The sequence below is a fragment of the Bacillus sp. 95MFCvi2.1 genome, assembly GCF_000374965.1.
Classification (GTDB): Bacteria; Bacillota; Bacilli; order Bacillales; family Bacillaceae_G; genus Bacillus_A; species Bacillus_A pseudomycoides.
Genome location: NZ_KB895704.1, coordinates 37,932 through 61,742, shown reverse-complemented (window position 1 = coordinate 61,742; position 23,811 = coordinate 37,932). Strand labels below are relative to the sequence as shown.

Here is a 23,811-nt window from a genome sequence, read left to right as displayed (position 1 = left end):
AAATTTAGAAATCCATGTTGAATGGCAAGAGAGAGGGAGAAGAACAACATGAAATACAAAATGGTTGTAATGCTTTTTGTACTGTTTATAGTGGCTGGATGTAGCAGTAATTACGATATCCAAGTTGATACAGGTATGCAGGCATTAAAAGATGAGAAATATAGTGACGCAATTATGTGGTTTGAAAAAGCAGAAAAAGAAAAATCTACGAACGAGGTAAAAGCCTATAAAGAAGTTGCTAGCCTGATGGATCATGGTGCAACGGCGTTAAAAGATGGTAAATATTTAGAAGCAAAGGATGACGCGAACCAAGTATTACAAAAGAAAAAGGATGCATCCCTTGAGAAATCTGTAAAGTCAAACGCAGAAAATATGCTTCAAAAGGCAAAAGACATTGAAGAAAAAGAAAAGGAAAGAATTGCAAAGCAGAAAAAAGTGGACGAAGAAGGAATTGATAAAGTAATTAAAGCGGTAGATAGTATTGATGAAGTAAAAGAAAAGCAGAAGAAAGCTGGAGAAGTATTGGATAAAGCTGAAAATGCACAAGAAAAAATAGAAGCGAAGAAAAACTAATAGAATAGTATTTGAAAAGGTATGTATGAGGCTGTCATTTTTATGACAGCCTTTCTTTTTGAACATTTTTTAACAAATGAAAGAAATAAAAAAAACACAGGAAATATTTGGTATGATAAAATTATTGGAAAAGTTTTCTACAAATCATAAGGGGGCTATGAAATGAGAAAATTAGATGGAAAAGTTGCTTTTGTTACCGGTGCTGCAATGGGGAATGGTGCTGGAATTGCCCATGTATTTGCTGAATTAGGAGCGAGAGTATTACTTGTTGATATTTCAGAAAAGGTTCATGAAACAGCAAAAGAAATTGTTAGTAAGGGGTTAGAAGCAGCTAGTTACGAAGTAGATGTAACTGACTTTGCAGCTGTAAAAGAAATAGCAAAAGATGTATACGAAAAATATGGGAAGATTGATATATTAGTGAATAACGCAGGAGTTATTCGTCTTGCTAACTTTTTAGAGATGTCAGATGAAATGCGTGATTTTCAATTTCAAGTAAATATTAACGGTGTGTGGAACTTCTCTAAAGCGGTCTTGCCATATATGATTGAGAAAAACTATGGAAAAATCGTGAACATGTCTTCTGTAACAGGAACGCTAGTTGCAGATGAAGGAGAAACAGCTTATGCGACAACCAAGGCCGCTATTTGGGGATTTACAAAAGCGTTAGCACGTGAAGTAGCCAAGCATCATATTACGGTAAATGCGATTTGTCCAGGCTATATTATGACGCCAATGGCAGAGCAAATTGCAAATGAGTCTGATCCAAATGAACCGAATAGTGTTATTGATGGAATCGCTTCAGGTGTTCCGTTAGGACGTTTAGGGAAAATTGAAGAAGTAGGACAATTAGCTGGATTCCTTGCATCTGACGAATCAAGTTACATAACAGGAACACACATTGTAATTGATGGTGGAAGTACATTGCCAGAAACAGTTTCTGTTGGTGTGGAGTAATATTTAAATATAGGAGGAATCTTAATGTTTTTAGGGTTTCTCCCATTAGGGTGTTTTTTTGTATAATTAGAAAAATCAATTTTGTTACAATAACTTGAATTTCCACTATTTCATCAAAAAAAGGAATATAATAAATGTATAACCTATTACAAGGAAGTGTAACTTATGAGTACAGTAGCTATCGTATATGGTATTATTCTTTCTACTATTATTGCTTTATTTGTTTTTGGAGTTTCACGTTATATCCACAAATGGAAAGAAGGGATTGCAAAGTTAAATCATATTGAAGAAGAACTTGGCGATTTAATGTTACATCATGGTAAGTAAAGAGGTTTATTTTTTAGTTAAACAATGTGAAGGATATCACAAAACATGCTAGCATTGTGGAGCATGTTTTTTTGTTATGTAAAAACGATAGTAGATAGGCACATCAGTTTGATTTCTTCCATACGATACAATGTTAAGTATGAAATGTTGGGAATAGAAAAGAGGGATCGAATGGCTAATTCAGGATATGTTCCAGATAATAAAAACTTAAAGAAAAGTTCTGGGACACCAAATCTTTTCTTTGACTCACGGGAAAATATATTTTTTAAACGAGATGATAAAAATATTGCTTATGAAGTGACTTCAACACAATTACCAGCAATGATTGGAGGAGCGTTTGTCGATCTTTTTATGACGAAAGGTCATATGAGGGAACCACATTGGCATCCAAACGCTTGGGAATTAGATGTCATCGTTTCTGGAGAAGCAATTACTTCTATTTTAAATCCAGAAACGAATCAACTGCAAAATTATCGAGCGAAAGCTGGGCAAACGGTATTTATTCCAATGGGTTGGTGGCACTGGATTACGGCTGTATCAGAAGAAGCCCATTTACATCTCTTCTTCAATAATGATCAATTTGAAACAGCTGAGGGTTCAGATGTCCTTAGAATGACCCCACCAGAAGTATTCCAAGTCGCTTACGGTGTTAATGCTGAACATTTAGCTAAGGATCTTGCACCTATTAAAGAATCTGTTGTGATTGGACCACCTAATTTAATGCGTTTTACGGATGAACAGCGGTCTGATATAGTGGTTGTATTAAACGGAGAGGTGACTTCGTGTGAGATAGAGTAGCCCTTGTTCTCGAGTGAGGGCTATTTCATTTGTGTGTTTCTAGCAAAACACTGGATTTTTTTACATAAAACCCCCTTGTACATTTGATATAATGAATATATTGATAAAAGGTATTTTGTTAGGGGGAGCAATATAGTGAAGGTGTTAAAGGTTATAGGATGGAGTATTTTTATTATTATAGCAATCATCATAGCGATTATGGAATATTACTATTCAAAAGAAGATCCAAACTATGTGCTAGATTACATAAAAGAGCATAAGAATGAGCAAACATGTTCATTAATGATTAGAAGAAATGGTGAAATTTTAGCTACTGTGAATGAGAATAAAAAACTACCGTTAGCAAGTATGGCAAAAATAGTAGTAGCAGTGGAATTTGCAAAACAAGTTTCAGAAGAAAAGATAAATCCACAGGAGCAAATTCCATTACAAGATTTAGAAAAATACTACGTACCAGACACAGATGCTGGAGCGCATCCTGCATGGTTAGAGGATGCAAAAATAAGAAATGCAATAAAAAATGAAAAGCTTTCTTTAGAAGAAGTAGCCCGAGGTATGATTCACTTTAGTTCTAATGCAAATACAACCTATTTATTAGAAAAATTAGGACTCGAAAGAATAAATAATAGCTTAAAAGAATTAGAGCTAAATAGCCATGATGCATTCTATCCATATACATCCCCCTTATATATGAGAGGGTATGTAGAAAAAGAACTGAATGTACCTAAAGATCAATCATTAGAAGTGTTACGTAAAATGTCTATGGATGAATATAGAAAGCATGCTTTGAAAATACATGAATGGATGAAAGATGAAGTGGAATGGAAAAAACACAATATACCATTAAAAGTTGACATGGAATTTCAACGTATTTGGTCTGATAGGCTAGTAAGGGCAACTGCAAAAGACTACATGAGTCTAATAGGGAAAATCAATAATAGAACTGCTTTTCCAAAGCCAATGCAAGATGAGATTGAGAAGATTTTTAATGGGACTGTTGGAGATAGTATATATGAACATGCTGGTAAAAAAGGAGGTTCAACTCCATTTGTATTGACAAATAGTTTTTATGGTACAGATAAAGAAGGAAACAAGGTTGAAATAGTCTTTATGTCTAATGATTTAGATTCTATGGAATTACAAAAACTTAAGAATAACTTAGATTATTTTATTCGATCTGTAGTAATGAGTGAGGAATTTAGAAAAAAAGTTATAACAATATAATTTTATTATGTAAACAAAAGGTGCTTTTTTCATGAAGTGCCTTTTGTTTGTTATACAGCAAAAAATATTGAAAGGAATTGGTCTATATCTAATAGAATCAATGGGATAGAAGAGAAAATAAAAGGAGGATTTTCATGACTCATATATATTTTGTCCGTCACGCCCATTCTATATATACACCGGAAGAAAGAGAACGTCCATTATCCGAAAAAGGACGGAATGATGCGCAAAGTGTGGCAGAGTTATTAAAAGAAGAGAAAATTGATGTTGTAATTTCTAGTCCATACAAAAGAGCGATTCAAACGGTTCAAGGGGTTGCAAACCAATTCCAATTGCCAATACAAATTGAAGAAGAATTGCGTGAGAGACTACTAAGTAAAGAACCGGTAGAAGATTTTGAGGAAGCAATTATGAAGGTGTGGGAGAATCCCATCTTCTCGTTTAAAGGCGGGGAATCAAATGATATTGCACAAAAGCGTGGTGTTACATGTATTCAAAATATATTAAAACAATATAAAGGGAAAAATATTGTAGTTGGTACCCATGGAAATATTATGGTATTAATAATGAATTATTTTGATTCTACATATGATTATCATTTTTGGAAAACACTCGACATGCCAGATGTATATAAATTGACTTTTAATGAGGAGAGTTTACTTTCTACTGCAAGAGTAGAAAGTAAACTGAAATATAGAAACAGGTCATCATGTGAATAATTTGTAAAATTTTATCGAGAAAGCAGGAAAGAACGGGTTTGTTAGAGAAGTATGCTTTTGTAACATAAAAAAAATGCATGATAAAGGAGGCTGTTTACATGTTTGAGAAAGAGAAGGGGTTAGTAGATCATCCACCAGAAGGGCTCATTGAAGTTCATAACGTATATGAAATTGTGCCACCTGATGGAACAATTATTGGTATGGCAACACCAGAAGAGATGGAAGTTGCTGCCGAACTCGAATTACAGCACTATGCCTATTCTCGTTTACTAGAAGCAAATATTCAGCTAGACGGTTCCTCCTACAAGGATATACTTCAGGAGTTCCAGGAGTATGAAAGAAAGTCAATAGGGTTTTGGCGGGCATTACATAAACGCTTAGCTGTACCTTGGGCATGGGTACTTCGTATTGATGTTGCGAATGGACCTATATATGTGAATAATGGAAACTCGTATTATGATGGTGATGAAGACGAGGAAGGTTATGAATAGATGAAAAGACAAGAAAGCAGTGAAGGCTGCTTTCTTTTTTGCATGTTTATTTAATTCTAGAATGCTCATTGTTTTCAGGGTCATGTACGTCACTTACTTCGAAGGAATGGATTGCCTGAATTATGATATCAGGGCGATCACTTTCGATTCCATGACTAGCATTTTGAGCGAGAATATATCGGCTGTTTTGGGAGAGCATACGTTGTTCTTGAATAAGTTCTTGCCATGTTTTTTCAAGCTTTTTAGCTTCTTCATTAGGCATTCCTTCTTGAATCATTTGTCCGATAGAATGATTGGGATCTCTTCCAATGACGATTAATGGTATTTTTAATGTGACTCTAAGTTGTTTTATTCTATGTGCACAAGATTTCCACTCTGAAAGTTCAGAAGTAGTAGCCTTATATAAGAAAGGTGATGTAAGGAATTTCACGTATTGTTTTTGTTTATATGGTGACAAGTGACTGTATTGATTTAATGTAGAGTCTAGTTCTGCACGAAGTGCTTCGGCATTCATATTGGAATAATCCCTATATTTTTGTAGCCATATATCATCCGAATCGGTTTGATCAGAGGTAGGTAAATCCAGTTCATCTAATCGATGTAAGTTTACAGAAGTAGAATCAACAAGAATCAAAGCTTTTAACTGATGGGGGTGTACCATAGCAAAATGTTGCGCACATAACCCTCCATAAGAATGACCAACTAAAATTATGGGTTGTCGAATAGCTAACATATGTAATAGTTCCTGTAATTCTTTTGTTGCTTGTAGTGTTGTACGTGGTTCGTTACCAAGTTCACTTTTCCCATAACCAGGGCGGTGAAATAGAACTACGGTATAATTTGAAGAAAGTTTCTCTGCAATTTGGAACCAATCATAAAAGGAACATCCCATCCCTGTTTGAATTACAACGGTCTGAGAGCCATTTCCCATTGTGCAAACTTCTATTTTCTTTCCACGTACTTTTACAAAACGATTCATGGTAATAGCCTCCACTAAGATTGAAATGTTTTTTGAAAAGCAAATACGATACACCAAATGCCTACACCGAATAGTACAGAGGTACTGAGTGAGAAAGAATTTTTTAATCCAATATAAACAACAAATAATAGAAGTGCTGATGCAGGAAAGCCGTATAATACTCCTAAAGTAAATTGACTTAAATCTTGTTTGCTCCCACCTTCAAATGAAAGCCAAAACAAGCTAAGCAAACTGATAAGTGGAAGGGCAGCGATAAAACCACCAATTGTACTATAATGTTTGGCAAACTCAGCTACACCACCGATGATGAGGGCGGAAACGATTACTTTAACGAGGAAATGCATATTTTGACTCCTTTGCTAGTAATGAAAAAGCCTTTTCGATTAATTGCTGTTCTTCTTTTGAAAATTGAGATTCTAATACTTTTAATTTTTCTTCATCTAATAATGTATGTTTCGTTAACGCTTCCTTACCTTCTGTAGTCAATGTTAGATTAACGACTCGTTCATCTTGTTTATTTCGCTCCTTTATAACGAATCTTTTTTGAATAAGGCGTTTCACATGCTCTGATGCTGTATTATGAGATAAGCCTAATTCAGATGCAACTTTACCAATTGTAGTCTCCGTTTCTCGGGAAATGATTTGAAGAATCCGAATGGCTTGGTGAGAAAGATTATCTTCATATTCATACCGTAAATGATAATAAATGGTTTCCCAATTTTGATTGATGTTCTTCATAATGATAATATTCCTCCGTTTTTTATTTATATCTTATAATACGATATATTCGTTTCGCGAGAAGTAAATTCCTTTATTTGCATAAAAATTATTGAAAAAGTTTATTTTTCTTGAAATATACGGTACTCTTAATGTAAAGGCATACAAATAGCAAGAGAGAGGATGATAGAAGTGAATACATTTAAATGGATTAGTCATGAAAAGATGTATTTAGACCAAATACATGTTGAAAAATGTGGTCCTCTTTCAGTTGGTGTATATGGCGGGAATCAAGAGAGTGATGCGTATGAAAGAGGAGATGCAGTACTAGCTTGGTGGGATCCGCAATTAGAATTTGAATTTGTTATGATCTTTGATGCTCATCATAAAACGAAAAATATACATTATATAATAGAAGCAATTTCTGAAAGAAAAGAAAAATTACAAGAATTATTCTCATATCCAGTTCATCTTGCGTTTCATCATACACATATGTATTTATTAGCGTTATTTACAGATGAGTTATTTATTGAGAAATGTGAACAAGAGAATGAAGAACTTGCGTGCTTAATTTGTTTACGAAAAGGTGAATTTTTATATTGGTTATCAGTAGGAGAGTGCTTTGCTTATTTATTTCATTCGGAACAATTACAGAATGGAAAAGGGAGATTAAATAAACGTAAATTTTATGAATATATTGGAAGGAAAAATGTTTTTGCTGCTAATTCGCCCTGCTTCACTTCTGGGGTTCGTGGATTAGAGAAGGGAATGAATCATATTGTTTTGGCGACAGACGGTGTGCTAGAGTGTGATAAGCAAACGTTTGATGATGATCAATCTTTACTTGAAGTACTGCATAAAGGAGATTCTCTTCAGATTGAACCTGCATTAGCGAATGTGCTTGAATGGAAGGGAAGAGATTGTGCGACTATCATTGGGTGGTCAATTGATACAGAAAATAGAGAATATGCGGATTAATATTTTTCATAAAGTGAGCTTAGGATAAATCCATTCTAAGCTCATTTTCTATTTCTTGAATAAACGTAAAATTTAAATAATCCAATGCAAACAAACCTTCAGTATATTTCTAGTGTATCGAAGGTTTATTGTATATATGGAAACACATTTACTCTGTGAAAACGAAAAAATGATTATAAATATGAGAGAAAAAATTTTCCTGTACGTTATATAAGGTGTAAAAGCTTTTACAAAAAAATAAGGGGAATTGCGAAATGAAATCAAATGAGAAAAATTTTATAAAAAGGCTGCAGCGACAAAAAGAAGATGCGTTAGAGTTTATTGTCGATACTTATTTGTCACTAATAAAAGCAATCGTACATAAGGTTCTTATTCCGCTTAAAAATGATGGACTTATAGGCGAATGTATCAATGATATTTTTCTTTCAGTTTGGAATAATGCAAACAAGTTTCATGGAGAGCCGGAAGATTTTAAGAAATGGATTGCGGCGGTTGCTAAGTTTAAAGCAATTGATTACTACAGAAAATCCATTAAGGAAGTTGAGGTTACCTCAGATGATTTTGATGTAAATACAGGAAAATCGATAGAAGATGAACTGATTATAATGGAAGATAGGGATGAACTGATAAAGTTAATTAATCAATTAGAGCCTATAGATCAAAAGATTTTTATCATGAAATTTCTTCTAGGGTTAAAGACGGAGGAAATAGGAGAAAAGCTCGGTTTAACGCGAGCGGCGATAGATAATCGGATTTATCGAGGGAAAAAGAAATTACAAAAAAATGCCACGAATCTTAGTTTAGGAGGTAGTGTAATATGAAAGACATTTACGAGCTGTTAAATGACATTGATATAGATGAAAAAGAATTAGAGGAAATGAAGGCTTATGAATTTGAAAAGGAAAAAGTGAAACGTAACTTAAAACAGGCTATATATATAAAGAAAAAAACGAAGAACTGGAAAAAGGGTGTCGCTGTTGCATCTATTTTAGTAGGGTTGTCAGTTGCAACACTTGGAATTGGATTTCCTACTTATGCAGGAGGGCTTCCGATTGTAGGTAATATTTTTCGGTTTTTAGATAATGGTAGAACGGGACTTTATGAAAATTATAAAGAATTTTCTACTGAGTTAAATATGGTGAGGGAAAGTAATGGGATTAAAATAACAATCAATGATGTGATTTCTGATGGACGAACTGTATCAATAACATATTCAATGGAAAGTGAGCAAGATTTAGGAGATGACCCAATTATATTAGGTGGGTTAGATATAATGGGGTCTGATGGAGGAACAGGAAGTTCTCAAATTTCTAAAGTTGCAGATAAAAAGTATGTAGGTATGGCGACAACGACACATCATAGCAGTAATAAAAAAGACAAAATAAACCTTAGATGGAATATAGACAAAATAGAAATACCGGATAAAAAGAAAGAAATAAAAGGGAATTGGAATTTTGCTCTTACTGTAAAGGCAATGGATAGTAAAGAAAAAATAATTAGTGGAAGTTCCGAAAAAGAAGGCGTAAAAGTAAATATGGAAAAGGTGGCAGTGTCACCGATAACGTTTATTCTTTATTACAATCAAGAAGTTTCTAAAAATACAAGGAAGGAATGGGATGCTGTAGATGTTGAGTTGGAAGTTAAAGATGATTTAGGTAATCATTATTCTGGAGAAGGAAATGGTGGATCAGGTAAGGATTCCTATAATATTCATTGGAGTGATACATTTCAAAAGCTCAATGAAAATGCAACGAAACTAATTATTACTCCCCGGATTAATTTGCGAGTTCATACTCCTGAAAACCATGGCGGGGTAGAAATGAGTGGTAGAAAAGAGAAGAAGATTGAAGTACCTAAAAAAGAAGCAAAAAGTAAAGATATTGTTTTAGATGATATTGTGATTGATTTGAAGAAGTAATAGGTGTAAGGACTGTCTTGTTTACACAAGGCAGTCCTTTTTCATGAAACCACTATAAACAATAAATAGTTATATTTTTTGCGGGGAAACAAGGAACTGGTGTTAACAATCACGAAGAAATTAAGTAAAGGAGTGACTCGTGGTGTATGAATTGAAATGGATAAATCATGATAAATTAGTAATATTTGTTGCATAATAGAATGCTGGAATTATTATTGAAGGGGTATTTATAGGGGACATTCACATAATCATGGTCATTCACAAAATAAAAAAGCGTTAATGGTTGTATTCATATTAACGACAAGTTTTATGATTGCTGAGGTTATTAGTGGATTTGTAACGAATAGTTTAGCACTTTTATCAGATGCTGGGCATATGCTAAGTGATGCAGTCTCTCTTGCTTTAAGTTTACTTGCCTTTAAAATTGGAGAAAAAAAGGCGACTTTAGACAAAATATATGGATATAAGCGAATTGAAATATTAGCCACATTGTGCAATGGTGGCGTTCTTATTGCTATCTCGATATACATTTTTATCGAAGCAATTCGCCGTTTTCATGAACCAGTAGAGATTGCAAGCAATGGCATGTTAATGATTGCTGTTTTCGGTTTGTTCATTAATATTACGTCAGCATGGATTTTAATGCGAGGCGGAGATGTGAAAGGAAATTTAAATGTACGAAGTGCTTTTTTGCATGTCTTAGGTGATTTATTAGGATCAGTGGGAGCAATTATTGCAGCGATACTTATTAAATTTTTTGGCTAGACAGTTGCCGATCCAATTGCCAGTATCCTCGTTTCCATCTTAGTCATTATAAGTGGCTGGCGTGTAACACATGATACCGTTCATATATTGATGTGGAAGAAGTGAAAGATACATTATTAAACATTGCAATTGTAAAAGAAGTGCACGATTTACACATATGGTCGGTTACATCAGATTTTCAAGTTTTAACGTGTCATCTTGTTATAGAAAAAGGTGAGGAAGCACAAAGTGTATTAGCAGAAGCAATACGTTTATTGAAGGACAGTTTTCATGTAGAGCATGTTACGATTCAAATAGAAATAGAGAGGGACTCTATCCATAAAGAACCACTTTGCAAAGTATGAAAGAAAAAAGATGATAAAAAGTGTCATAAACCATCTTAGGAAACATACATATATATAATGTGGCCACAAACAGTTTGTAAGGTAAATATTTCATGATATTACTTTACTTCTAAAATATCATCTTTTATAATCAAAGTGGTAATTGATAGAGATTATCATTTTCAATGATTGTGGAAAGGAGTTTTTAAAAGATGAGTAGTCAACTCCGTTTTGCTGTTGAAAATCGTAAGAGGCAGTTAATTGATCAGTTAATTGGGGCGGGTGTGTTTAAAATTCTCGATCGACAATTATACGAGCTTTCTTTAGAGGAACTAGAAAAAGAGTATAGGGACATTGAGAAATATGCCGAGATTCGCGCATAGTTATATAGAATTGTAAAGGAAGAGCCGTTTGTGTTGAGAGAACACGTAAACGGCTCTTTTCATTATTTCATAGAGATTATTTTTTGGATTTCTTTCATTGGTCGTAACCAGTTTTGAGACATGATTTGTTCTATTTGTGCTGCATCCTGGTTTTTTAATGCCTCAATTATTAAATTGTGCTCTTCAATCGATTTACGTGCAGGAATGAAGTTTTGGAAAAAAAGGTATTCAAGACGTAACACATGAAGTTGTATGTTTGCTAAGAAAGGCTCGATATATGTATTTTTAGCGATTGATACGATTGTATTATGAAATTGTATATCTAAGTTTAATGCTTGTTTTGAATTTTTTTCATCTATAGCATTTTGAAATGCCTCGTTTATTTCAGAAAGTCTTATCAGGTCGGTGTCGTTTATTTGATGAATTGCTTGTTTTCCAATAATGGTATGAAGGCCAGCGATCGTTTCATAAATGACAGATACATCTTCTAATTTTATAGGGGTGATTTTTGTTTTTTGTCCTGGAACCATCTCGACCAGTCCTGAAAGTTCTAACACTTGCAGTGCTTCTCTAACCGGTGTTCTGCTCACACCTAAAGCTTCAGCTAGCTCTCCATCATTAATCTTTTCATCAGGTTGTAAAACACCTTCAATAATCCAATCTTGTAGTTGGTTTAAAACGAGGGATTTAGCAGATACTCTTTCTTGCTTTCGATAGTTTTGAGGAATAGGCATGATCGAACAGTTCCTTTCATTTTATGTTTTGTTTTTTCGTAACGGCAAGTCGTAGTTTCGGTTTTCCTTCATCTGGCTTTTGGCTTAGTACAAGTACCATTACAATAATACAAAGAGCGCCTAAAAATTGGAACGATTGAAACGGAACATGCAAAATGAGAATAGAAGAAATGATAGCTGCAAGTGGTTCTGTACAACCAAATAATGTAGTTTCTTTCGGTGTAAGATATCGTATGCTGTCTAAATATAAATAAAATGCGATGAGTGTGCCGAAAATAACAACGAATGTAATGAGAAAAAGATTGTTAGGCTGAAAATATTTCATGCCAGATAATAAGATAAACTCGTTCGTGGAGAGAAAATGTAAGACGGTTACACCAACTCCTCCAATAATCATCCCCCATCCAACAATGACAGATGAAGACCATTTCTCTAATAATTCCTTTGAATAAAGGCTATAGAATGCTAGTGATAAACCGGATAAAATGCCCCAAACGATAGCTGGTGTTGAAACAGCTAAATTATCAATGGATCCATTCGTTAGCAAGAAAAAGGTCCCGATTAAAGATAGTACGATAGAAATAAAATCGATTTTAGTAGGACGAATATTCCATTTAAAGATAAGGTAAACAGTTATAAATATTGGTGCTAAATATTGTAACAATGTTGCGACTGCAGCATTTCCTTCCTGAATAGAAGCAAAATAGGTATATTGTACAGCAAGCATACCTAACAATCCAAACAGAATTATTTTGTTTGCCTCAGCTTTTTGCTTCCAAATGCCAAGTACTTCTGATTTTTTACTGCCAAATGAGGAGAATAAGAGCAAAATAATTCCGGATATAAGTAATCGAATTGTAACTAACCATTCTGTAGAAACATTTTCTTGTTGAAACAGTTGTTGTGCAGCGGTCCCGGATAATCCCCATAAACTAGCACCTGTAATGACCATAATAATGCCTTTCAATCTTCCTGAATCCATAGCTGGGTCCTCCTTTCAGAAAGAAAATCTAATTGAAATATTGAATACAATATGTAATATATCACGAGTAATATTAAAAATAAACAGAATTTTTTAACATTAAAGATAGACATGTAATAGTTATAATTATGGTAAAATATTGTAAAGGAGGGATTTGATGATCGGTGGATTTATAATCAGCTTTCTTGTAGGCATGTTAATCATTATTATGGGATACCAAATTCATATAAAAAAGCGATTATTTCTCATTGCAGGATACCAAGAAGAGACTTTCGTGGGGGATAAAGAGAAACTTGCAAAAATATCTGGGATTTTTTCTTACGTAATAGGAATTACTACCGCTCTGTTACCATTTGGACTAGAATCAATTGGTGATGCTGCAGGGGTTGGGTATGGGATTTTTGTTGTTATAAGTACAATTGTACTTGTTATATGGGCTAATGTAATAAATAAGCCTCACAAATCTGAATGATAAACGAAAGCAAGATGGTAACCTTTTGAGGAAGCCATCTTGTTTTTGAAATCACTTTATAGTTAGTAATCTTATGAATTTTGTATTATGAGACAACGGTAAAAGGGGGAATTGGATCAACAAAATCATCCCACTCTTGATTCATTTCTTCCCCGGTTAATAAGCATGTATCCAAAGAGCGTTCAATTTCATATTGATTCATTTCAACTCCAATAAAGACTAGTTCTGTTATTCGATCCCCATATTGATCATCCCAATTTTTTAAGATTTCTGGTTCTTCCCTAAGTATTTGCTGTTGCTCAGCTGCAGGTAATGTTACAACCCATTCACCAGCTCTTTGAATGGTAATGGAAGAGCCAGCTTGAGAGAGAAGCCCCATCATGTGATTACGAGATGCAAGCCAGAAAAAACCTTTCGCTCTTACAATATCTAATGGCCATTTTTGTAACCAATTCATAAGTCGAACAGGATGAAATGGACGTTTGCGGCGATAAACAAAGGAACTAATGCCGTATTCTTCTGTTTCTGGTGTATGGTGTTCGCTATTTAACTCCTGAATCCAACCAGCTGCTTGACTTGCTTCATCATAGTTAAATAAATTTGTATTTAAAATTTCATCTAGTGGAACCACGCTAAATGAAGATTCAATGATTTTTGCTCCAGGATTTAATTTTTGTAAGAGGCGATAGAGTTCCATACTATCTTCTTTTTCTAGTAAATCCACTTTGTTCAAAAGAATCACATTTGCAAATTCAATCTGATCAATTAGTAGATCGATAACTTCTCGAGTATCTGTTTCATCAATTGCTTGCTTTCGATCTAGTAAACTTTCACCAGCTGCAAAATCATCCCAAAATCGGTTTGCATCGACTACGGTAACCATTGTATCGAGACGACATTTGTTCGTTAAATCAATTTCAAGTGTCTCATCTATATACGTAAATGTTTGTGCAACAGGAATTGGTTCACTAATGCCGGAAGATTCAATAACAATGTAGTCAATATCTCCTGTCTCTACAAGGCGATTTACTTCAATAATTAAGTCTTCTCGAAGTGTACAACATATACAGCCGTTTTGAATTTCTACTAATTTTTCTTCTGTACGAGAAAAACCTCCTTGTTTCACAAGAGCAGCGTCAATATTTACTTCGCTCATATCATTTACAATGACAGCTACTTTTAAGCCCGCTCTATTTGTCAAAATATGATTCAATAATGTTGTTTTTCCAGAACCTAAAAAACCACTTAAAACGGTAATGGGTATTTTTTTCATTGTATATTCCTCCTGTTAAATCGTAATCATTGCGTTTTATGATAAATAATTTTAAAGAGAAATGCAACAATAAATCATAATGATTACGATTTATGAATAGAAGTGAAGTATGAAAAATGTTTGGGATTTGTCATAGAAGAAGAGGACAAGCATACGTTTAAATATGAATAAAACGGAGGCGAGGAAGTTGGTTTTTAATAGAATATCAAAGGAGTTAATTGGTAAGATCCTCATTGTTATCTTTCTTTTTTTGTTATTTTTTGTAGATTTTACAAGTCTATCAAACTTGCACAAGAGTATTCCAAAAGAATGGTTAAACGTAAATGCAATTTTTTTAAGTATTTTCTTTGAAGCAGTCCCGTTTATTTTATTAGGGGTTATTGTTTCTTCCATTATTCAAGTATTTGTGACGGAAGATATGATTCAAAAGGTACTACCAAAGTCACCTATCGCTATGATGCTACCAGCGGCATTTGTAGGCGTTATATTTCCAATGTGTGAATGTGTCATCATTCCTATTGTAAGAAGGCTCATTCAAAAGGGGTTACCACTTCATGTTGGTATTGTTATTTTGGTGAGTGCTCCCATTATGAATCCAATTGTTTTTTTATCAACTTTTTATGCGTTTCAAACAAATCCGTCGATTATATATGCTCGCTTTGGTATAACTTTTCTAGTTGCACTTCTTATTGGATTAGTTGTGTACTACTGTTACCATGGGAAAAATGTATTAAAGGATGTAATAGTTCCAATACATGAAAAACAAAAAAAGAGTTGGAAAGATGTTGTAAATCATACAGTTGATGAGTTTTTTGATACAGGGAAATATTTATTAATTGGTGCGTGCTTGGCAAGTTTATTTCAAACGTTTTTAGATCGAAATGCTCTTGATGCAGTAGCACATAGTGAAGTAATTTCACCATTTGTGATGATGGGATTTGGGTATGTATTATCCCTTTGTTCAGCAGCTGATGCTTTTATCGCAGCATCTTTTGGTCATATATTTTCTACTAAAGCTCTTCTTTCATTTCTTGTATTTGGTCCAATGCTTGATTTTAAAAATACATTTATGTTATTTGCTTATTTCCAAAAGAAATTTGTATTCGCGTTTATTGGGATTGTAATTGTGGCTGTGTATATTGTTGTTCAGCTGATAATGTGATTAAGGAGGGGGGGAAATGCGTAATCAAGAACAAAGAAGATTCCATAGTTATATTCGCGGTATCATTTTAATTGGTTTTGCAATGCTGTTATTTAAACTTCTTGTAACAGGGAATATTGACCATTTCATTGCACCGAAAATGATAAAGTTCACATATGCGACCTTTGCAGTTTCACTTCTTCTTGGATGTGTACAAGTATGGAAAAATGGTGAAGAGAAACAAAATGCTTGTGGTTGTTGTGAACCTCAAACAGTGCCGAAATCAAAAATGGGTGTTTTTCTGTTATACGCCTTGTTTCTTGTTCCTATTGTTAGTGCATTTTTATTCTCGAATGTAACGATTGATGGTAGTCTCGCATCAAAGCGAGGAATGAATCAGAATGCACAGGCAAAGAGTGTAGAGAAGAAAGTGCCACAAACGAAACAGGTTAGTTCTGATTGGAGAGAGTTATTAGTTGATAAAGAAGAGGAGCCGATTCAAAATCTTCCTGCATCAGGGCAGTCATCAGAAGAATTAGCAAGAAATGTGCTGAAACAAAAAACAATACAAGTTGATGATAAAAATTACATTCAAACGATGGATGTAATTGGTCAGGATGTTCTTGGATTTAAGGGGAAACAAATTACATTTACTGGTTTTATATATAATGATAAAGAAGTGAAAGGAGATAAAACAGTGGTTGCTCGGTACGGCATTACATGTTGTATTGCAGATGCTTCTGTGTGGGGAATGATTGTTTCTGGAGACGAAATAAACACTCTGTCAGAAGAGACGTGGGTGAAAGTCACAGGGACATTAGATGAAACGACATATAAAGGGACGTTGTTTCCACTTGTAAAAGTAAGTAAAGTAGAAAAGGTGGAAAAGCCGAAGGATCCATATGTGTATGATGCTTTGCCGCAATGATAATTTGAAAGAGCAATTAGCATTGCTAAGGAATGAGGGGTGAAGGCATACCCACTGTATCTTCTTTCTAAAGCGACATATGGATAAGTTTGTGAAAGTTAGTAATCGAAAAAAAGAATTACAAAACATATATAAAGAGTATTAAGCCTGTATGATTTTAAAAGAAAAGATCTGGTACATTAAATAAAAAAGCTTTCTTTACTCATTAGGGTAAAGAAAGCTTTTTTATGGATTGGTCTTCAGGATATTATTTTTCCGAAACCTCAATTACTTTAACTCATAATTAGTGGGGATGAAGAGAATTGTCACTTTATAAATTACAGCAAACTCTACACCTTTATTTTATTAAACAATTATACGTAATTGGATAGCGTATTTTGGATAGATTAAAAATATGAATGTATAAGTGAATATGTTTTGTAATTGTATTGGGAAGGAAAACTTTCGGAGGGATGTATTTTTATGATAAGAAATTGTGTAGCATTACTCATTATTGATGTACAAACAGGTTCTTTTCAAGAGAAGCAACCTTTATATAAAGGAAAGGAATTGTTAGAAAATATTCAGTTGTTAATTTCAAAAGCTCGATCTGCTCAAGCACCTGTTTTTTATATGAAGTATAATGGGAAAGTTGGTTCACCACTTGAACCAAAGACTTTAGGTTGGGGGATTCATAAATCTATAGCTCCATTAGCAGAGGATATTGTTCTTAAGAAAAATCACCCAGATTCATTTCATAGAACGAATCTGCAACAGGAGCTAGACGAAAGAAATATAACACAAATTGTAGTGACAGGAATTCAATCTGAGATTTGTGTGGATGCAACATGTAGACGTGCTTATAGTCTTGGATATGATCTTACTCTTGTAGAAGATGGACATAGTACATACGACTCCACAATCTTATCTGCATCCCAAATTATCGATCATCATAACCAAGTAATTGGACAATGGTTCGCTCATGTTAAACCTGCTGAGCAAATTAGATTTTAGTGGGTATTTTGATTGCGGATGAATTTTTAAGAATGGCAAATAATATAGCGCAGATATTTCTGTTTATTCATATATATTATTTTTCGATGTGCATAATTCTAAAATAACAATGTTAGAAAATGGAATAATTATTGTACATATGATTTCTATTTTAAAATCTATTTTTTAGACTTTCTTTTTAATAAGGCTTTTTGGTAAGTATTGAACTACCCCCACCTTCACTTTGTTTAGAGGAGGGGGGTCTTCTCGGTTAAAATGATAAATAAAAATACAATATTTTTTATAATTTTCATTGCGAAATGTCCGCTCTACTTTTACAATAGAAAAGGTGTATATTTATTATACTAAAAAAACAAATCGGAATAATATGAAAATTATAGTTTGTCTTTGTGCATTATATACAAAAGTACATATTAGGCGACATACATCATGTTATCGACTTGTAAGGAGAGAAGCAAATGAAAAGTGTAAGATTACCATCAATTCCAGAAATCATTATTCTTTTATTACTATTTCTTGCTGTTGTCTTTTCCTTTCAAACGATCTTTAATTTGCCGATTCAACTAGCGCTATTTATTTCATGGTTTTTAGTAATTGCGCTTGGACTAAGGTTAGGGTTTCGTTATCAAGAATTGCAAGATGCAATTACAAAAGGAATTTCCAACGGATTAGAAGCTGTTCTCATCTTAGTTGCTGTAGGAGCATTAATTGGGACATGGATTGCTGGCGGTGTTGTACCGACATTGATCTACTACGGATTAGAATTTATTCATCCGAGTGTATTTTTATTAGCAACCTTAATTATTTGCTCAATTACTTCCATTGCAACAGGTACATCATGGGGAACAGTTGGTACGGCTGGTATTGCCATGATGGCAATCGGTGAAGGTCTTGGTTTACCGCTTCCACTAGTTGCTGGAGCAGTACTTTCAGGGGCATACTTTGGAGACAAGTTATCTCCGCTTTCTGATAGTACGGTACTTGCTGCTTCAATGGCAAAAGTAGATGTTATTGCACATGTTCGAGCTATGCTTGTATTAGATGTACCAGCATATATTATTACCGGTATTATGTTTACAGTTGCCGGATGGATGTATGGTGGAGATAATGTTGATTTAAACAAAGTGGAATTTTTAAAAGAAGCTTTATTAAAGCAATTTGATATTAAAATATGGATGCTTGTACCAGCGGTTATTGTCATCGCACTATTAGCAATGAAAAAACCATCAATGCCAACAATTGCAATGGGAGCGCTTCTCGGTGCAGTTTGGGCAACTCTGTTCCAAGGTATGCACTTTGGAGAGGCAATTGGAACAGCATATAACGGTTTTTCTATTGAATCAGGTGTGGACTTCATTGATAAGTTGCTAAATCGCGGTGGAATCAATGGTATGCTTGGTTCAGTAGCAGTTATTATTTTTGGATTAGGTTTCGGAGGGTTACTTGAAAAACTCGGTGTTTTAAAAGTAATCGTATCAAAATTTGAGAAGAAACTAAACTCTGCAGGAAATGTAACACTGTCCACATTAATCGTCGCTTTCTTGGCAAACGTATTCGGCTGCGCAATGTACGTATCACTTATTTTAACTCCAAAAATTATGCAAGACAGCTATGATAAATTAAAGCTCGATCGTCGTATATTGGCTCGTAACTCAGAAGTGGGCGGAACGCTAACTTCAGGTATGGTTCCATGGTCTGATAATGGGATTTACATGGCTGGTATATTAGGGGTCGCAACATTATCATACATTCCATTCATGTGGATGAGCTTTGTATCATTAGCATTGGCAGTTATATACGGATATACAGGGAAATTCATTTGGTATGTTGATGATGCTGAAAAAGGGAAGCAAGTGTCATAATATAAAATCATCTCTTCCATTGGTGTATTAGAGTTTTTTAATTTCTATAGAAGATGACAATTCTTCATCGTATAGTACGAAGTTAACCCGTAAGTTCGATTAGAACTTACGGGTTGTTCAGTTTCTAATGAGATTAGTATATTTCCCTTATCAAAAAGCAAAATATATAGTATCAAAAACAGGAGGAGAAATATGACTGAATCATTACTGCTGGAGTATGGGGGAGTTATATTAATTCTTATTGCATTAGAAGGAGTTTTATCTGCAGATAATGCTCTTGTACTTGCTATTATGGTTAAACATTTACCTGAAGATGATAGAAAAAAGGCTTTATTTTATGGATTATTCGGAGCATTCATATTTCGATTTGGGTCATTATTTTTAATTTCATTTCTTGTGAATGTATGGCAGATGCAAGCGATTGGTGCAATTTATTTATTGTTTCTCTCTGCTAGAAGTTTGGTTAAAGTATATCGAAAAAAGAAGTGGCAAAGAGAAAAGTACGGAGAGCACGAAAAAAAGATTGAAGAAAATACTCCAAAAAAGAAAAGTGGTTTTTGGCTAACAGTTCTGAAAGTAGAGGTTACAGATACTGCATTTGCGATTGATTCGATTTTAGCAGCAGTGGCCCTTACACTGACAATTACACCCTTGAATAAAGGAATGATAGGTGGCCTTGACGCAGGGAGATTTTTCGTTATTTTAACTGGTGGAATGATTGGTTTAATTATTATGCGATTTGCAGCTACTTATTTCGTGAAGATATTGCGTGAAAGACCAGGTCTTGAAACGGCAGCTTTTATGATTGTTGGGTGGGTCGGTGTGAAACTTATTATTTCAACGCTAGCACATCCTATGGTTGGAATAATTAATAAGGATTTTCCCCAATCGGTTACGTGGAAAGCTATTTTTTATATCGTATTAATTGCGATTGGCGTTTCTGGTTGGTTTTTATCTCCCGATTCATCTGAAACATAATTTTTTAAATATAGAATTCTGAATAAATAGGAGTGAGAATCCTTATCATTTGAAGGGAAGTCTGTTACAATAAAAGCGTAGCTATTATATTTTCAAGGGGATGAAAACATGGAGTACAGAATTGAAAGAGATACATTAGGAGAAATGAAAGTTCCAGCTGATAAATTATGGGCAGCGCAAACACAACGCAGTAAAGAAAACTTTCCGATTGGAACGGAGCATATGCCGATTGAAATTGTACAAGCATTTGCAATTTTAAAGAAAAGTGCTGCGATTAGTAACCAGAAACTAGGGAAGTTATCAGAAGAAAAAGCGCAGGCGATTGTAGAAGCAGCGGATGAAATCCTAGCAGGAAAATGGAATGAACATTTCCCGCTTGTTGTATGGCAAACAGGTAGCGGTACACAATCAAATATGAATGTGAATGAGGTAATCGCAAACCGGGGGAATCAAATTTTAAAGGGAAAAGGGCTTGATGTACATATTCATCCAAATGATGATGTAAACATGTCTCAAAGTTCAAATGATACATTCCCGACAGCACTTCACGTTGCATGTGTGATTGCGGTGGAAAACCAAGTGTTACCGGCAATTACAAAATTAAAAGTAACATTAGAGAAAAAAGCAAATGAGTTTCAAAATATTATTAAAATTGGTCGTACGCATCTGCAAGATGCAACGCCTTTAACGCTAGGACAGGAAATTAGCGGTTGGCATCGTATGCTTGAAAAAACAGAGCGTATGATTGCGGATAGCAATACATATATGAAAGAACTTGCGATTGGTGGTACTGCAGTTGGAACAGGAATTAATGCTCATCCTAAATTTGGTGAGATGGTCGCAGAGGAAATTAGTCAGTTTACAGGAAAACAATTCGTGTCTGCACCGAATAAGTTTCATGCATTAACGAGTCATGATGAAGTTGTGTTTGCACATGGTGCATTAAAAGCATTAGCAGCTGATTTAATGAAGATTGCTAATGATGTACGTTGGCTTGCGAGCGGTCCACGTAGTGGTCTCGGTGAAATTATTATTCCTGCGAATGAGCCAGGAAGCTCTATTATGCCAGGTAAAGTAAATCCAACGCAAAGTGAAGCATTAACAATGGTTGCAGCGCAAGTTATGGGAAATGACGCAACAATTGGATTTGCGGCGAGCCAAGGTAACTTTGAGTTAAACGTATTTAAGCCAGTAATTGCATATAACTTCTTACAATCTGCTCGTTTATTAGCTGATGCAACAGTTTCGTTCAATGATAAATGTGCGGTTGGTATCGAAGCAAATAAAGAAGTGATTAACCAAAATGTAAATCGTTCTTTAATGCTTGTTACAGCATTAAATCCACATATTGGCTATGAAAATGCAGCGAAAATTGCTAAACATGCTCATAAAGAGGGATTAACGTTAAAAGAAGCAGCATTACAATCAGGATTATTAACGGAAGAACAGTTTGATGAAATTGTAGATCCGAAGAAAATGATTGCGCCGAAAGAATAATTTTAATTCATAATGGAGAGAGAGCCAGGTTCTAATTTTAGAATCTTGGCTCTTTTTTCATGGTAAAATATTTGAAATGAAAGGCAGGTGAGGAGAATGAAATACGCCATTTCTACACTAGCGGTGCTGATTACATTTATCGTATTACAATTGTTACCAAGAACTATATTCACATACTTTTACATGCAGGATTCACGGGATTGGACGAGCGTTGCAACAATAACTCCAGCAGTATCTGCTAATCACTTCTTTGATGTTGACTACATACAATTATTCTTCGTTTTTTTATCTTTCATCGTAGGATTTGTTACACTTAAATTTATTGAGAGAAGGAAAAGAGTTTAGATTAAAAGTAAATCCGGTAATTGGAGCTACAAGATAATGCTTATGGGCTATGAAAAAAGGTCTATGTTAGTGAAATCATGGATCTTTAATGATTTTCATGAACGAGTAAATTTGAAAATCTTATTAGCAGCCCTAGAATAACCGCCCGCGTTACGAAATGATTGACTAATTTTTTTCGTATTGTTCTTATAAATAGGATTCCTTAACACTTCACTAACAGCTTCTTTGATATCCTCCGCCGATAGTTGTTGAATATTTAACATAGCTCCTGCACCAAGTTCTTTCACTCGTTCAGCAATCGTATGTTGATCATTTATGATAGGAAGCATAACTAAGGGTACTTCAAAATAAAGTGATTCACTGGTGCTATTCATTCCACAATGGCAAATAAAGACATTAGTTTGGCGAAGTACATCTAATTGAGGAACATAGTTACGAACAATAAAATTATCGGGTATATTCTTTAGCTGCTCTGCTTTTAATTGTTTGCCTATACTAAGCACCACTTTAACCTTTAAATCTTTTAAAGCGGTAAAGCACTTTTGATAGAAGTCTGGCTGGTTGTTCATTATCGTTCCCATAGAAATGTAAATCACATGTGTGTCTTTTAATAGATTCATTGGAAAATCGTTTGCAGTTTCATTTTTAGTAATGGAAGGTCCGACAAAAATATAGTTATTCTTAAAAGCGCTGCTATTCCTTTGGAAATAGGAAGAAGTGAAGACGATATTTAAATCTCCTGAACCAGGACAAAGTAAGAAGTTGTAAGATAATGGAAGTTCGTATTTGTTTTCTAAATATTGTTTGCGTTTGGCGATTTCTTCTAATTGTAAAAATGCTTTTAGCATGGTCAAACGCTCTTGTTTTTGTTCCATATCATCTATTCCTGTCAGGGACATATTTATTTTTGGGTCTTGTGAATATGCAAAAGTGGTCCAAGTTGCAATAGATAATAATTTGTTTTGGTGGGCAATCCATTTTCCAGGTAAAGACTGTGCATCGTATATAATATAATCATACGTTTCGTTGGAAATTTCTTCTAGGATGGAGTCGGTGATCATTTCCATTGCATTTAGAAATTGCAATAAATATTCTTGAGGCTGGGAAGCCATAAGACCCATACTTTCTGCAAGCTTTCTGTGTGCCTTTTGATCAACGGGACGGAACTGGGCACCGGCTTTTTTGATTTTTTCTTCAAAATGATTGGATGAATAATAGGTGATATGTTCTCCTCGTTTTACTAAATCATTTACTAATCCAAGTGTTGGATTTACATGTCCTTCTCCACCAATGTTGATGTAAAGCGCTTTTTTCATCTTTATCCCTCCAGTAAATATAGTTTGATACATACCTTAGCAAAGAGAATACAAGTTTTATCAGTAATGATTCCTATAGCAGTGCGAAGTACAAAATATGATGATTGTCATAATAAAATCTCTATTTTTTGTGGATGT

At 34.3% G+C, this 23,811-nt stretch carries 26 protein-coding genes and 1 pseudogene; 20 read left to right on the top strand and 7 right to left on the bottom strand.

Going from position 1 to position 23,811, the window contains the following annotated elements:
• Positions 1–48: 48 nt before the first annotated feature.
• The 7 genes from C568_RS0119430 to C568_RS0119395 all read left to right on the top strand — a co-directional run bounded on the left by C568_RS0119430 (position 49) and on the right by C568_RS0119395 (position 5,089).
• The gene (locus tag C568_RS0119430) at positions 49–573 is read left to right on the top strand and encodes a DUF4398 domain-containing protein (RefSeq protein ID WP_018782492.1); all 525 of its coding nucleotides are present in this window, start codon (positions 49–51) and stop codon (positions 571–573) included.
• A 162-nt stretch (positions 574–735) separates the two neighbouring features.
• Positions 736–1,530 (top strand): SDR family oxidoreductase UcpA, encoded by a 795-nt coding sequence (ucpA, locus tag C568_RS0119420; RefSeq protein ID WP_006094382.1) that lies wholly within the window; start codon positions 736–738, stop codon positions 1,528–1,530.
• 165 nt (positions 1,531–1,695) lie between these two features.
• Complete coding sequence (locus C568_RS0119415) at positions 1,696–1,857, top strand: hypothetical protein (protein ID WP_003196574.1); 162 nt, start codon at positions 1,696–1,698, stop codon at positions 1,855–1,857.
• Positions 1,858–2,028: 171 nt separating this feature from the next.
• Positions 2,029–2,655, top strand: coding sequence for a cupin domain-containing protein (locus C568_RS0119410; RefSeq protein ID WP_018782490.1), 627 nt, complete (start codon positions 2,029–2,031; stop codon positions 2,653–2,655).
• Between the two features lie 135 nt (positions 2,656–2,790).
• Positions 2,791–3,879 carry a serine hydrolase gene (locus C568_RS0119405; protein WP_018782489.1) on the top strand — a complete coding sequence of 363 codons (1,089 nt, stop codon included), beginning with the start codon at positions 2,791–2,793 and terminating at the stop codon, positions 3,877–3,879.
• Positions 3,880–4,013: 134 nt separating this feature from the next.
• Positions 4,014–4,598: a histidine phosphatase family protein gene (locus C568_RS31040; RefSeq protein ID WP_033794541.1), complete on the top strand. Its 585-nt coding sequence runs from the start codon at positions 4,014–4,016 to the stop codon at positions 4,596–4,598.
• Between the two features lie 98 nt (positions 4,599–4,696).
• Positions 4,697–5,089 carry a hypothetical protein gene (locus C568_RS0119395; RefSeq protein ID WP_018782488.1) on the top strand — a complete coding sequence of 131 codons (393 nt, stop codon included), beginning with the start codon at positions 4,697–4,699 and terminating at the stop codon, positions 5,087–5,089.
• 46 nt (positions 5,090–5,135) lie between these two features.
• Here the strand turns inward: C568_RS0119395 and C568_RS31035 are convergent, their stop codons facing one another.
• From C568_RS31035 to C568_RS0119380, 3 genes are read right to left on the bottom strand one after another with little or no spacing between them, the layout of a single operon-like run.
• On the bottom strand, positions 5,136–6,068 hold the full coding sequence (locus tag C568_RS31035) for an alpha/beta hydrolase (RefSeq protein WP_018782487.1): 933 nt from the start codon (positions 6,066–6,068) through the stop codon (positions 5,136–5,138).
• Between the two features lie 14 nt (positions 6,069–6,082).
• Positions 6,083–6,412 carry a DUF3147 family protein gene (locus tag C568_RS0119385; protein ID WP_018782486.1) on the bottom strand — a complete coding sequence of 110 codons (330 nt, stop codon included), beginning with the start codon at positions 6,410–6,412 and terminating at the stop codon, positions 6,083–6,085.
• A complete protein-coding gene (locus C568_RS0119380; RefSeq protein ID WP_006094388.1) occupies positions 6,396–6,806 on the bottom strand; it encodes a MarR family winged helix-turn-helix transcriptional regulator in 411 nt (136 codons plus the stop codon). Before C568_RS0119380 ends, C568_RS0119385 begins: the two co-directional genes overlap by 17 nt.
• A gap of 162 nt (positions 6,807–6,968) precedes the next feature.
• Here C568_RS0119380 and C568_RS0119375 point away from each other — a divergent pair, with 162 nt between their 5' ends.
• From C568_RS0119375 to fbpA, 5 genes and pseudogenes are all read left to right on the top strand, one after another.
• Positions 6,969–7,763, top strand: coding sequence for a protein phosphatase 2C domain-containing protein (locus tag C568_RS0119375; protein ID WP_018764361.1), 795 nt, complete (start codon positions 6,969–6,971; stop codon positions 7,761–7,763).
• Between the two features lie 254 nt (positions 7,764–8,017).
• On the top strand, positions 8,018–8,584 hold the full coding sequence (locus tag C568_RS0119370) for a sigma-70 family RNA polymerase sigma factor (protein ID WP_018782485.1): 567 nt from the start codon (positions 8,018–8,020) through the stop codon (positions 8,582–8,584).
• A complete protein-coding gene (locus tag C568_RS0119365) occupies positions 8,581–9,681 on the top strand; it encodes a DUF4179 domain-containing protein (protein WP_018782484.1) in 1,101 nt (366 codons plus the stop codon). Before C568_RS0119370 ends, C568_RS0119365 begins: the two co-directional genes overlap by 4 nt.
• Positions 9,682–9,960: 279 nt before the next feature.
• Positions 9,961–10,790: pseudogene (locus C568_RS34345) on the top strand (cation diffusion facilitator family transporter).
• 191 nt (positions 10,791–10,981) lie between these two features.
• On the top strand, positions 10,982–11,152 hold the full coding sequence (gene fbpA, locus C568_RS0119355; protein WP_003196601.1) for a Fur-regulated basic protein FbpA: 171 nt from the start codon (positions 10,982–10,984) through the stop codon (positions 11,150–11,152).
• A 62-nt stretch (positions 11,153–11,214) separates the two neighbouring features.
• Here fbpA and C568_RS0119350 read toward each other — a convergent pair whose 3' ends face one another.
• Complete coding sequence (locus C568_RS0119350; protein WP_006094393.1) at positions 11,215–11,886, bottom strand: GntR family transcriptional regulator; 672 nt, start codon at positions 11,884–11,886, stop codon at positions 11,215–11,217.
• Between the two features lie 16 nt (positions 11,887–11,902).
• Positions 11,903–12,868 (bottom strand): DMT family transporter, encoded by a 966-nt coding sequence (locus C568_RS0119345; protein WP_003196604.1) that lies wholly within the window; start codon positions 12,866–12,868, stop codon positions 11,903–11,905.
• Between the two features lie 157 nt (positions 12,869–13,025).
• Between C568_RS0119345 and C568_RS0119340 the strand changes: the two genes are divergently transcribed.
• Positions 13,026–13,340, top strand: coding sequence for a DUF3784 domain-containing protein (locus tag C568_RS0119340; protein WP_003196606.1), 315 nt, complete (start codon positions 13,026–13,028; stop codon positions 13,338–13,340).
• An 85-nt stretch (positions 13,341–13,425) separates the two neighbouring features.
• On the opposite strand, the gene C568_RS0119335 is transcribed toward C568_RS0119340, so the two are convergent.
• Positions 13,426–14,613: a GTP-binding protein gene (locus tag C568_RS0119335; protein WP_018782483.1), complete on the bottom strand. Its 1,188-nt coding sequence runs from the start codon at positions 14,611–14,613 to the stop codon at positions 13,426–13,428.
• Positions 14,614–14,800: 187 nt separating this feature from the next.
• On the opposite strand from C568_RS0119335, the gene C568_RS0119330 reads away from it, so the two are divergent.
• The 7 genes from C568_RS0119330 to C568_RS0119300 all read left to right on the top strand — a co-directional run bounded on the left by C568_RS0119330 (position 14,801) and on the right by C568_RS0119300 (position 22,357).
• Positions 14,801–15,775, top strand: a complete 975-nt coding sequence (locus tag C568_RS0119330; protein ID WP_018782482.1) for a permease — start codon at positions 14,801–14,803, stop codon at positions 15,773–15,775.
• A 16-nt stretch (positions 15,776–15,791) separates the two neighbouring features.
• Positions 15,792–16,682: a TIGR03943 family putative permease subunit gene (locus C568_RS0119325; RefSeq protein ID WP_006094396.1), complete on the top strand. Its 891-nt coding sequence runs from the start codon at positions 15,792–15,794 to the stop codon at positions 16,680–16,682.
• Positions 16,683–17,144: 462 nt separating this feature from the next.
• Positions 17,145–17,675, top strand: coding sequence for a cysteine hydrolase family protein (locus C568_RS0119320; protein ID WP_018782481.1), 531 nt, complete (start codon positions 17,145–17,147; stop codon positions 17,673–17,675).
• A gap of 458 nt (positions 17,676–18,133) precedes the next feature.
• The gene (gene nhaC, locus C568_RS0119315) at positions 18,134–19,537 is read left to right on the top strand and encodes a Na+/H+ antiporter NhaC (RefSeq protein ID WP_003196614.1); all 1,404 of its coding nucleotides are present in this window, start codon (positions 18,134–18,136) and stop codon (positions 19,535–19,537) included.
• 192 nt (positions 19,538–19,729) lie between these two features.
• Positions 19,730–20,515 (top strand): TerC family protein, encoded by a 786-nt coding sequence (locus C568_RS0119310; protein WP_003206694.1) that lies wholly within the window; start codon positions 19,730–19,732, stop codon positions 20,513–20,515.
• Positions 20,516–20,623: 108 nt separating this feature from the next.
• The gene (gene fumC, locus C568_RS0119305) at positions 20,624–22,012 is read left to right on the top strand and encodes a class II fumarate hydratase (RefSeq protein ID WP_018782480.1); all 1,389 of its coding nucleotides are present in this window, start codon (positions 20,624–20,626) and stop codon (positions 22,010–22,012) included.
• 96 nt (positions 22,013–22,108) lie between these two features.
• Positions 22,109–22,357, top strand: a complete 249-nt coding sequence (locus C568_RS0119300; RefSeq protein ID WP_018764369.1) for a hypothetical protein — start codon at positions 22,109–22,111, stop codon at positions 22,355–22,357.
• A 95-nt stretch (positions 22,358–22,452) separates the two neighbouring features.
• On the opposite strand, the gene C568_RS0119295 is transcribed toward C568_RS0119300, so the two are convergent.
• The gene (locus C568_RS0119295; protein WP_018782479.1) at positions 22,453–23,673 is read right to left on the bottom strand and encodes a macrolide family glycosyltransferase; all 1,221 of its coding nucleotides are present in this window, start codon (positions 23,671–23,673) and stop codon (positions 22,453–22,455) included.
• Positions 23,674–23,811: the final 138 nt, after the last annotated feature.

Bases quoted from the DNA above. Each gene is read 5' to 3' on its own strand.
- C568_RS0119410 (WP_018782490.1), top strand. From the start codon at position 2,029: ATGGCTAATTCAGGATATGTTCCAGATAATAAAAACTTAAAGAAAAGT.
- fumC (WP_018782480.1), top strand. From the start codon at position 20,624: ATGGAGTACAGAATTGAAAGAGATACATTAGGAGAAATGAAAGTTCCA.
- C568_RS31040 (WP_033794541.1), top strand. From the start codon at position 4,014: ATGACTCATATATATTTTGTCCGTCACGCCCATTCTATATATACACCG.
- C568_RS0119310 (WP_003206694.1), top strand. From the start codon at position 19,730: ATGACTGAATCATTACTGCTGGAGTATGGGGGAGTTATATTAATTCTT.
- C568_RS0119415 (WP_003196574.1), top strand. From the start codon at position 1,696: ATGAGTACAGTAGCTATCGTATATGGTATTATTCTTTCTACTATTATT.
- C568_RS0119380 (WP_006094388.1), bottom strand. From the start codon at position 6,806: ATGAAGAACATCAATCAAAATTGGGAAACCATTTATTATCATTTACGG.
- C568_RS0119325 (WP_006094396.1), top strand. From the start codon at position 15,792: ATGCGTAATCAAGAACAAAGAAGATTCCATAGTTATATTCGCGGTATC.
- C568_RS0119345 (WP_003196604.1), bottom strand. From the start codon at position 12,868: ATGGATTCAGGAAGATTGAAAGGCATTATTATGGTCATTACAGGTGCT.
- C568_RS0119300 (WP_018764369.1), top strand. From the start codon at position 22,109: ATGAAATACGCCATTTCTACACTAGCGGTGCTGATTACATTTATCGTA.
- C568_RS0119375 (WP_018764361.1), top strand. From the start codon at position 6,969: ATGATAGAAGTGAATACATTTAAATGGATTAGTCATGAAAAGATGTAT.
- C568_RS0119385 (WP_018782486.1), bottom strand. From the start codon at position 6,412: ATGCATTTCCTCGTTAAAGTAATCGTTTCCGCCCTCATCATCGGTGGT.
- C568_RS0119365 (WP_018782484.1), top strand. From the start codon at position 8,581: ATGAAAGACATTTACGAGCTGTTAAATGACATTGATATAGATGAAAAA.
- C568_RS0119395 (WP_018782488.1), top strand. From the start codon at position 4,697: ATGTTTGAGAAAGAGAAGGGGTTAGTAGATCATCCACCAGAAGGGCTC.
- C568_RS0119430 (WP_018782492.1), top strand. From the start codon at position 49: ATGAAATACAAAATGGTTGTAATGCTTTTTGTACTGTTTATAGTGGCT.
- C568_RS0119370 (WP_018782485.1), top strand. From the start codon at position 8,018: ATGAAATCAAATGAGAAAAATTTTATAAAAAGGCTGCAGCGACAAAAA.
- C568_RS0119350 (WP_006094393.1), bottom strand. From the start codon at position 11,886: ATGCCTATTCCTCAAAACTATCGAAAGCAAGAAAGAGTATCTGCTAAA.
- C568_RS0119320 (WP_018782481.1), top strand. From the start codon at position 17,145: ATGATAAGAAATTGTGTAGCATTACTCATTATTGATGTACAAACAGGT.
- C568_RS0119335 (WP_018782483.1), bottom strand. From the start codon at position 14,613: ATGAAAAAAATACCCATTACCGTTTTAAGTGGTTTTTTAGGTTCTGGA.
- C568_RS0119295 (WP_018782479.1), bottom strand. From the start codon at position 23,673: ATGAAAAAAGCGCTTTACATCAACATTGGTGGAGAAGGACATGTAAAT.
- C568_RS0119340 (WP_003196606.1), top strand. From the start codon at position 13,026: ATGATCGGTGGATTTATAATCAGCTTTCTTGTAGGCATGTTAATCATT.
- ucpA (WP_006094382.1), top strand. From the start codon at position 736: ATGAGAAAATTAGATGGAAAAGTTGCTTTTGTTACCGGTGCTGCAATG.
- C568_RS31035 (WP_018782487.1), bottom strand. From the start codon at position 6,068: ATGAATCGTTTTGTAAAAGTACGTGGAAAGAAAATAGAAGTTTGCACA.
- nhaC (WP_003196614.1), top strand. From the start codon at position 18,134: ATGAAAAGTGTAAGATTACCATCAATTCCAGAAATCATTATTCTTTTA.
- fbpA (WP_003196601.1), top strand. From the start codon at position 10,982: ATGAGTAGTCAACTCCGTTTTGCTGTTGAAAATCGTAAGAGGCAGTTA.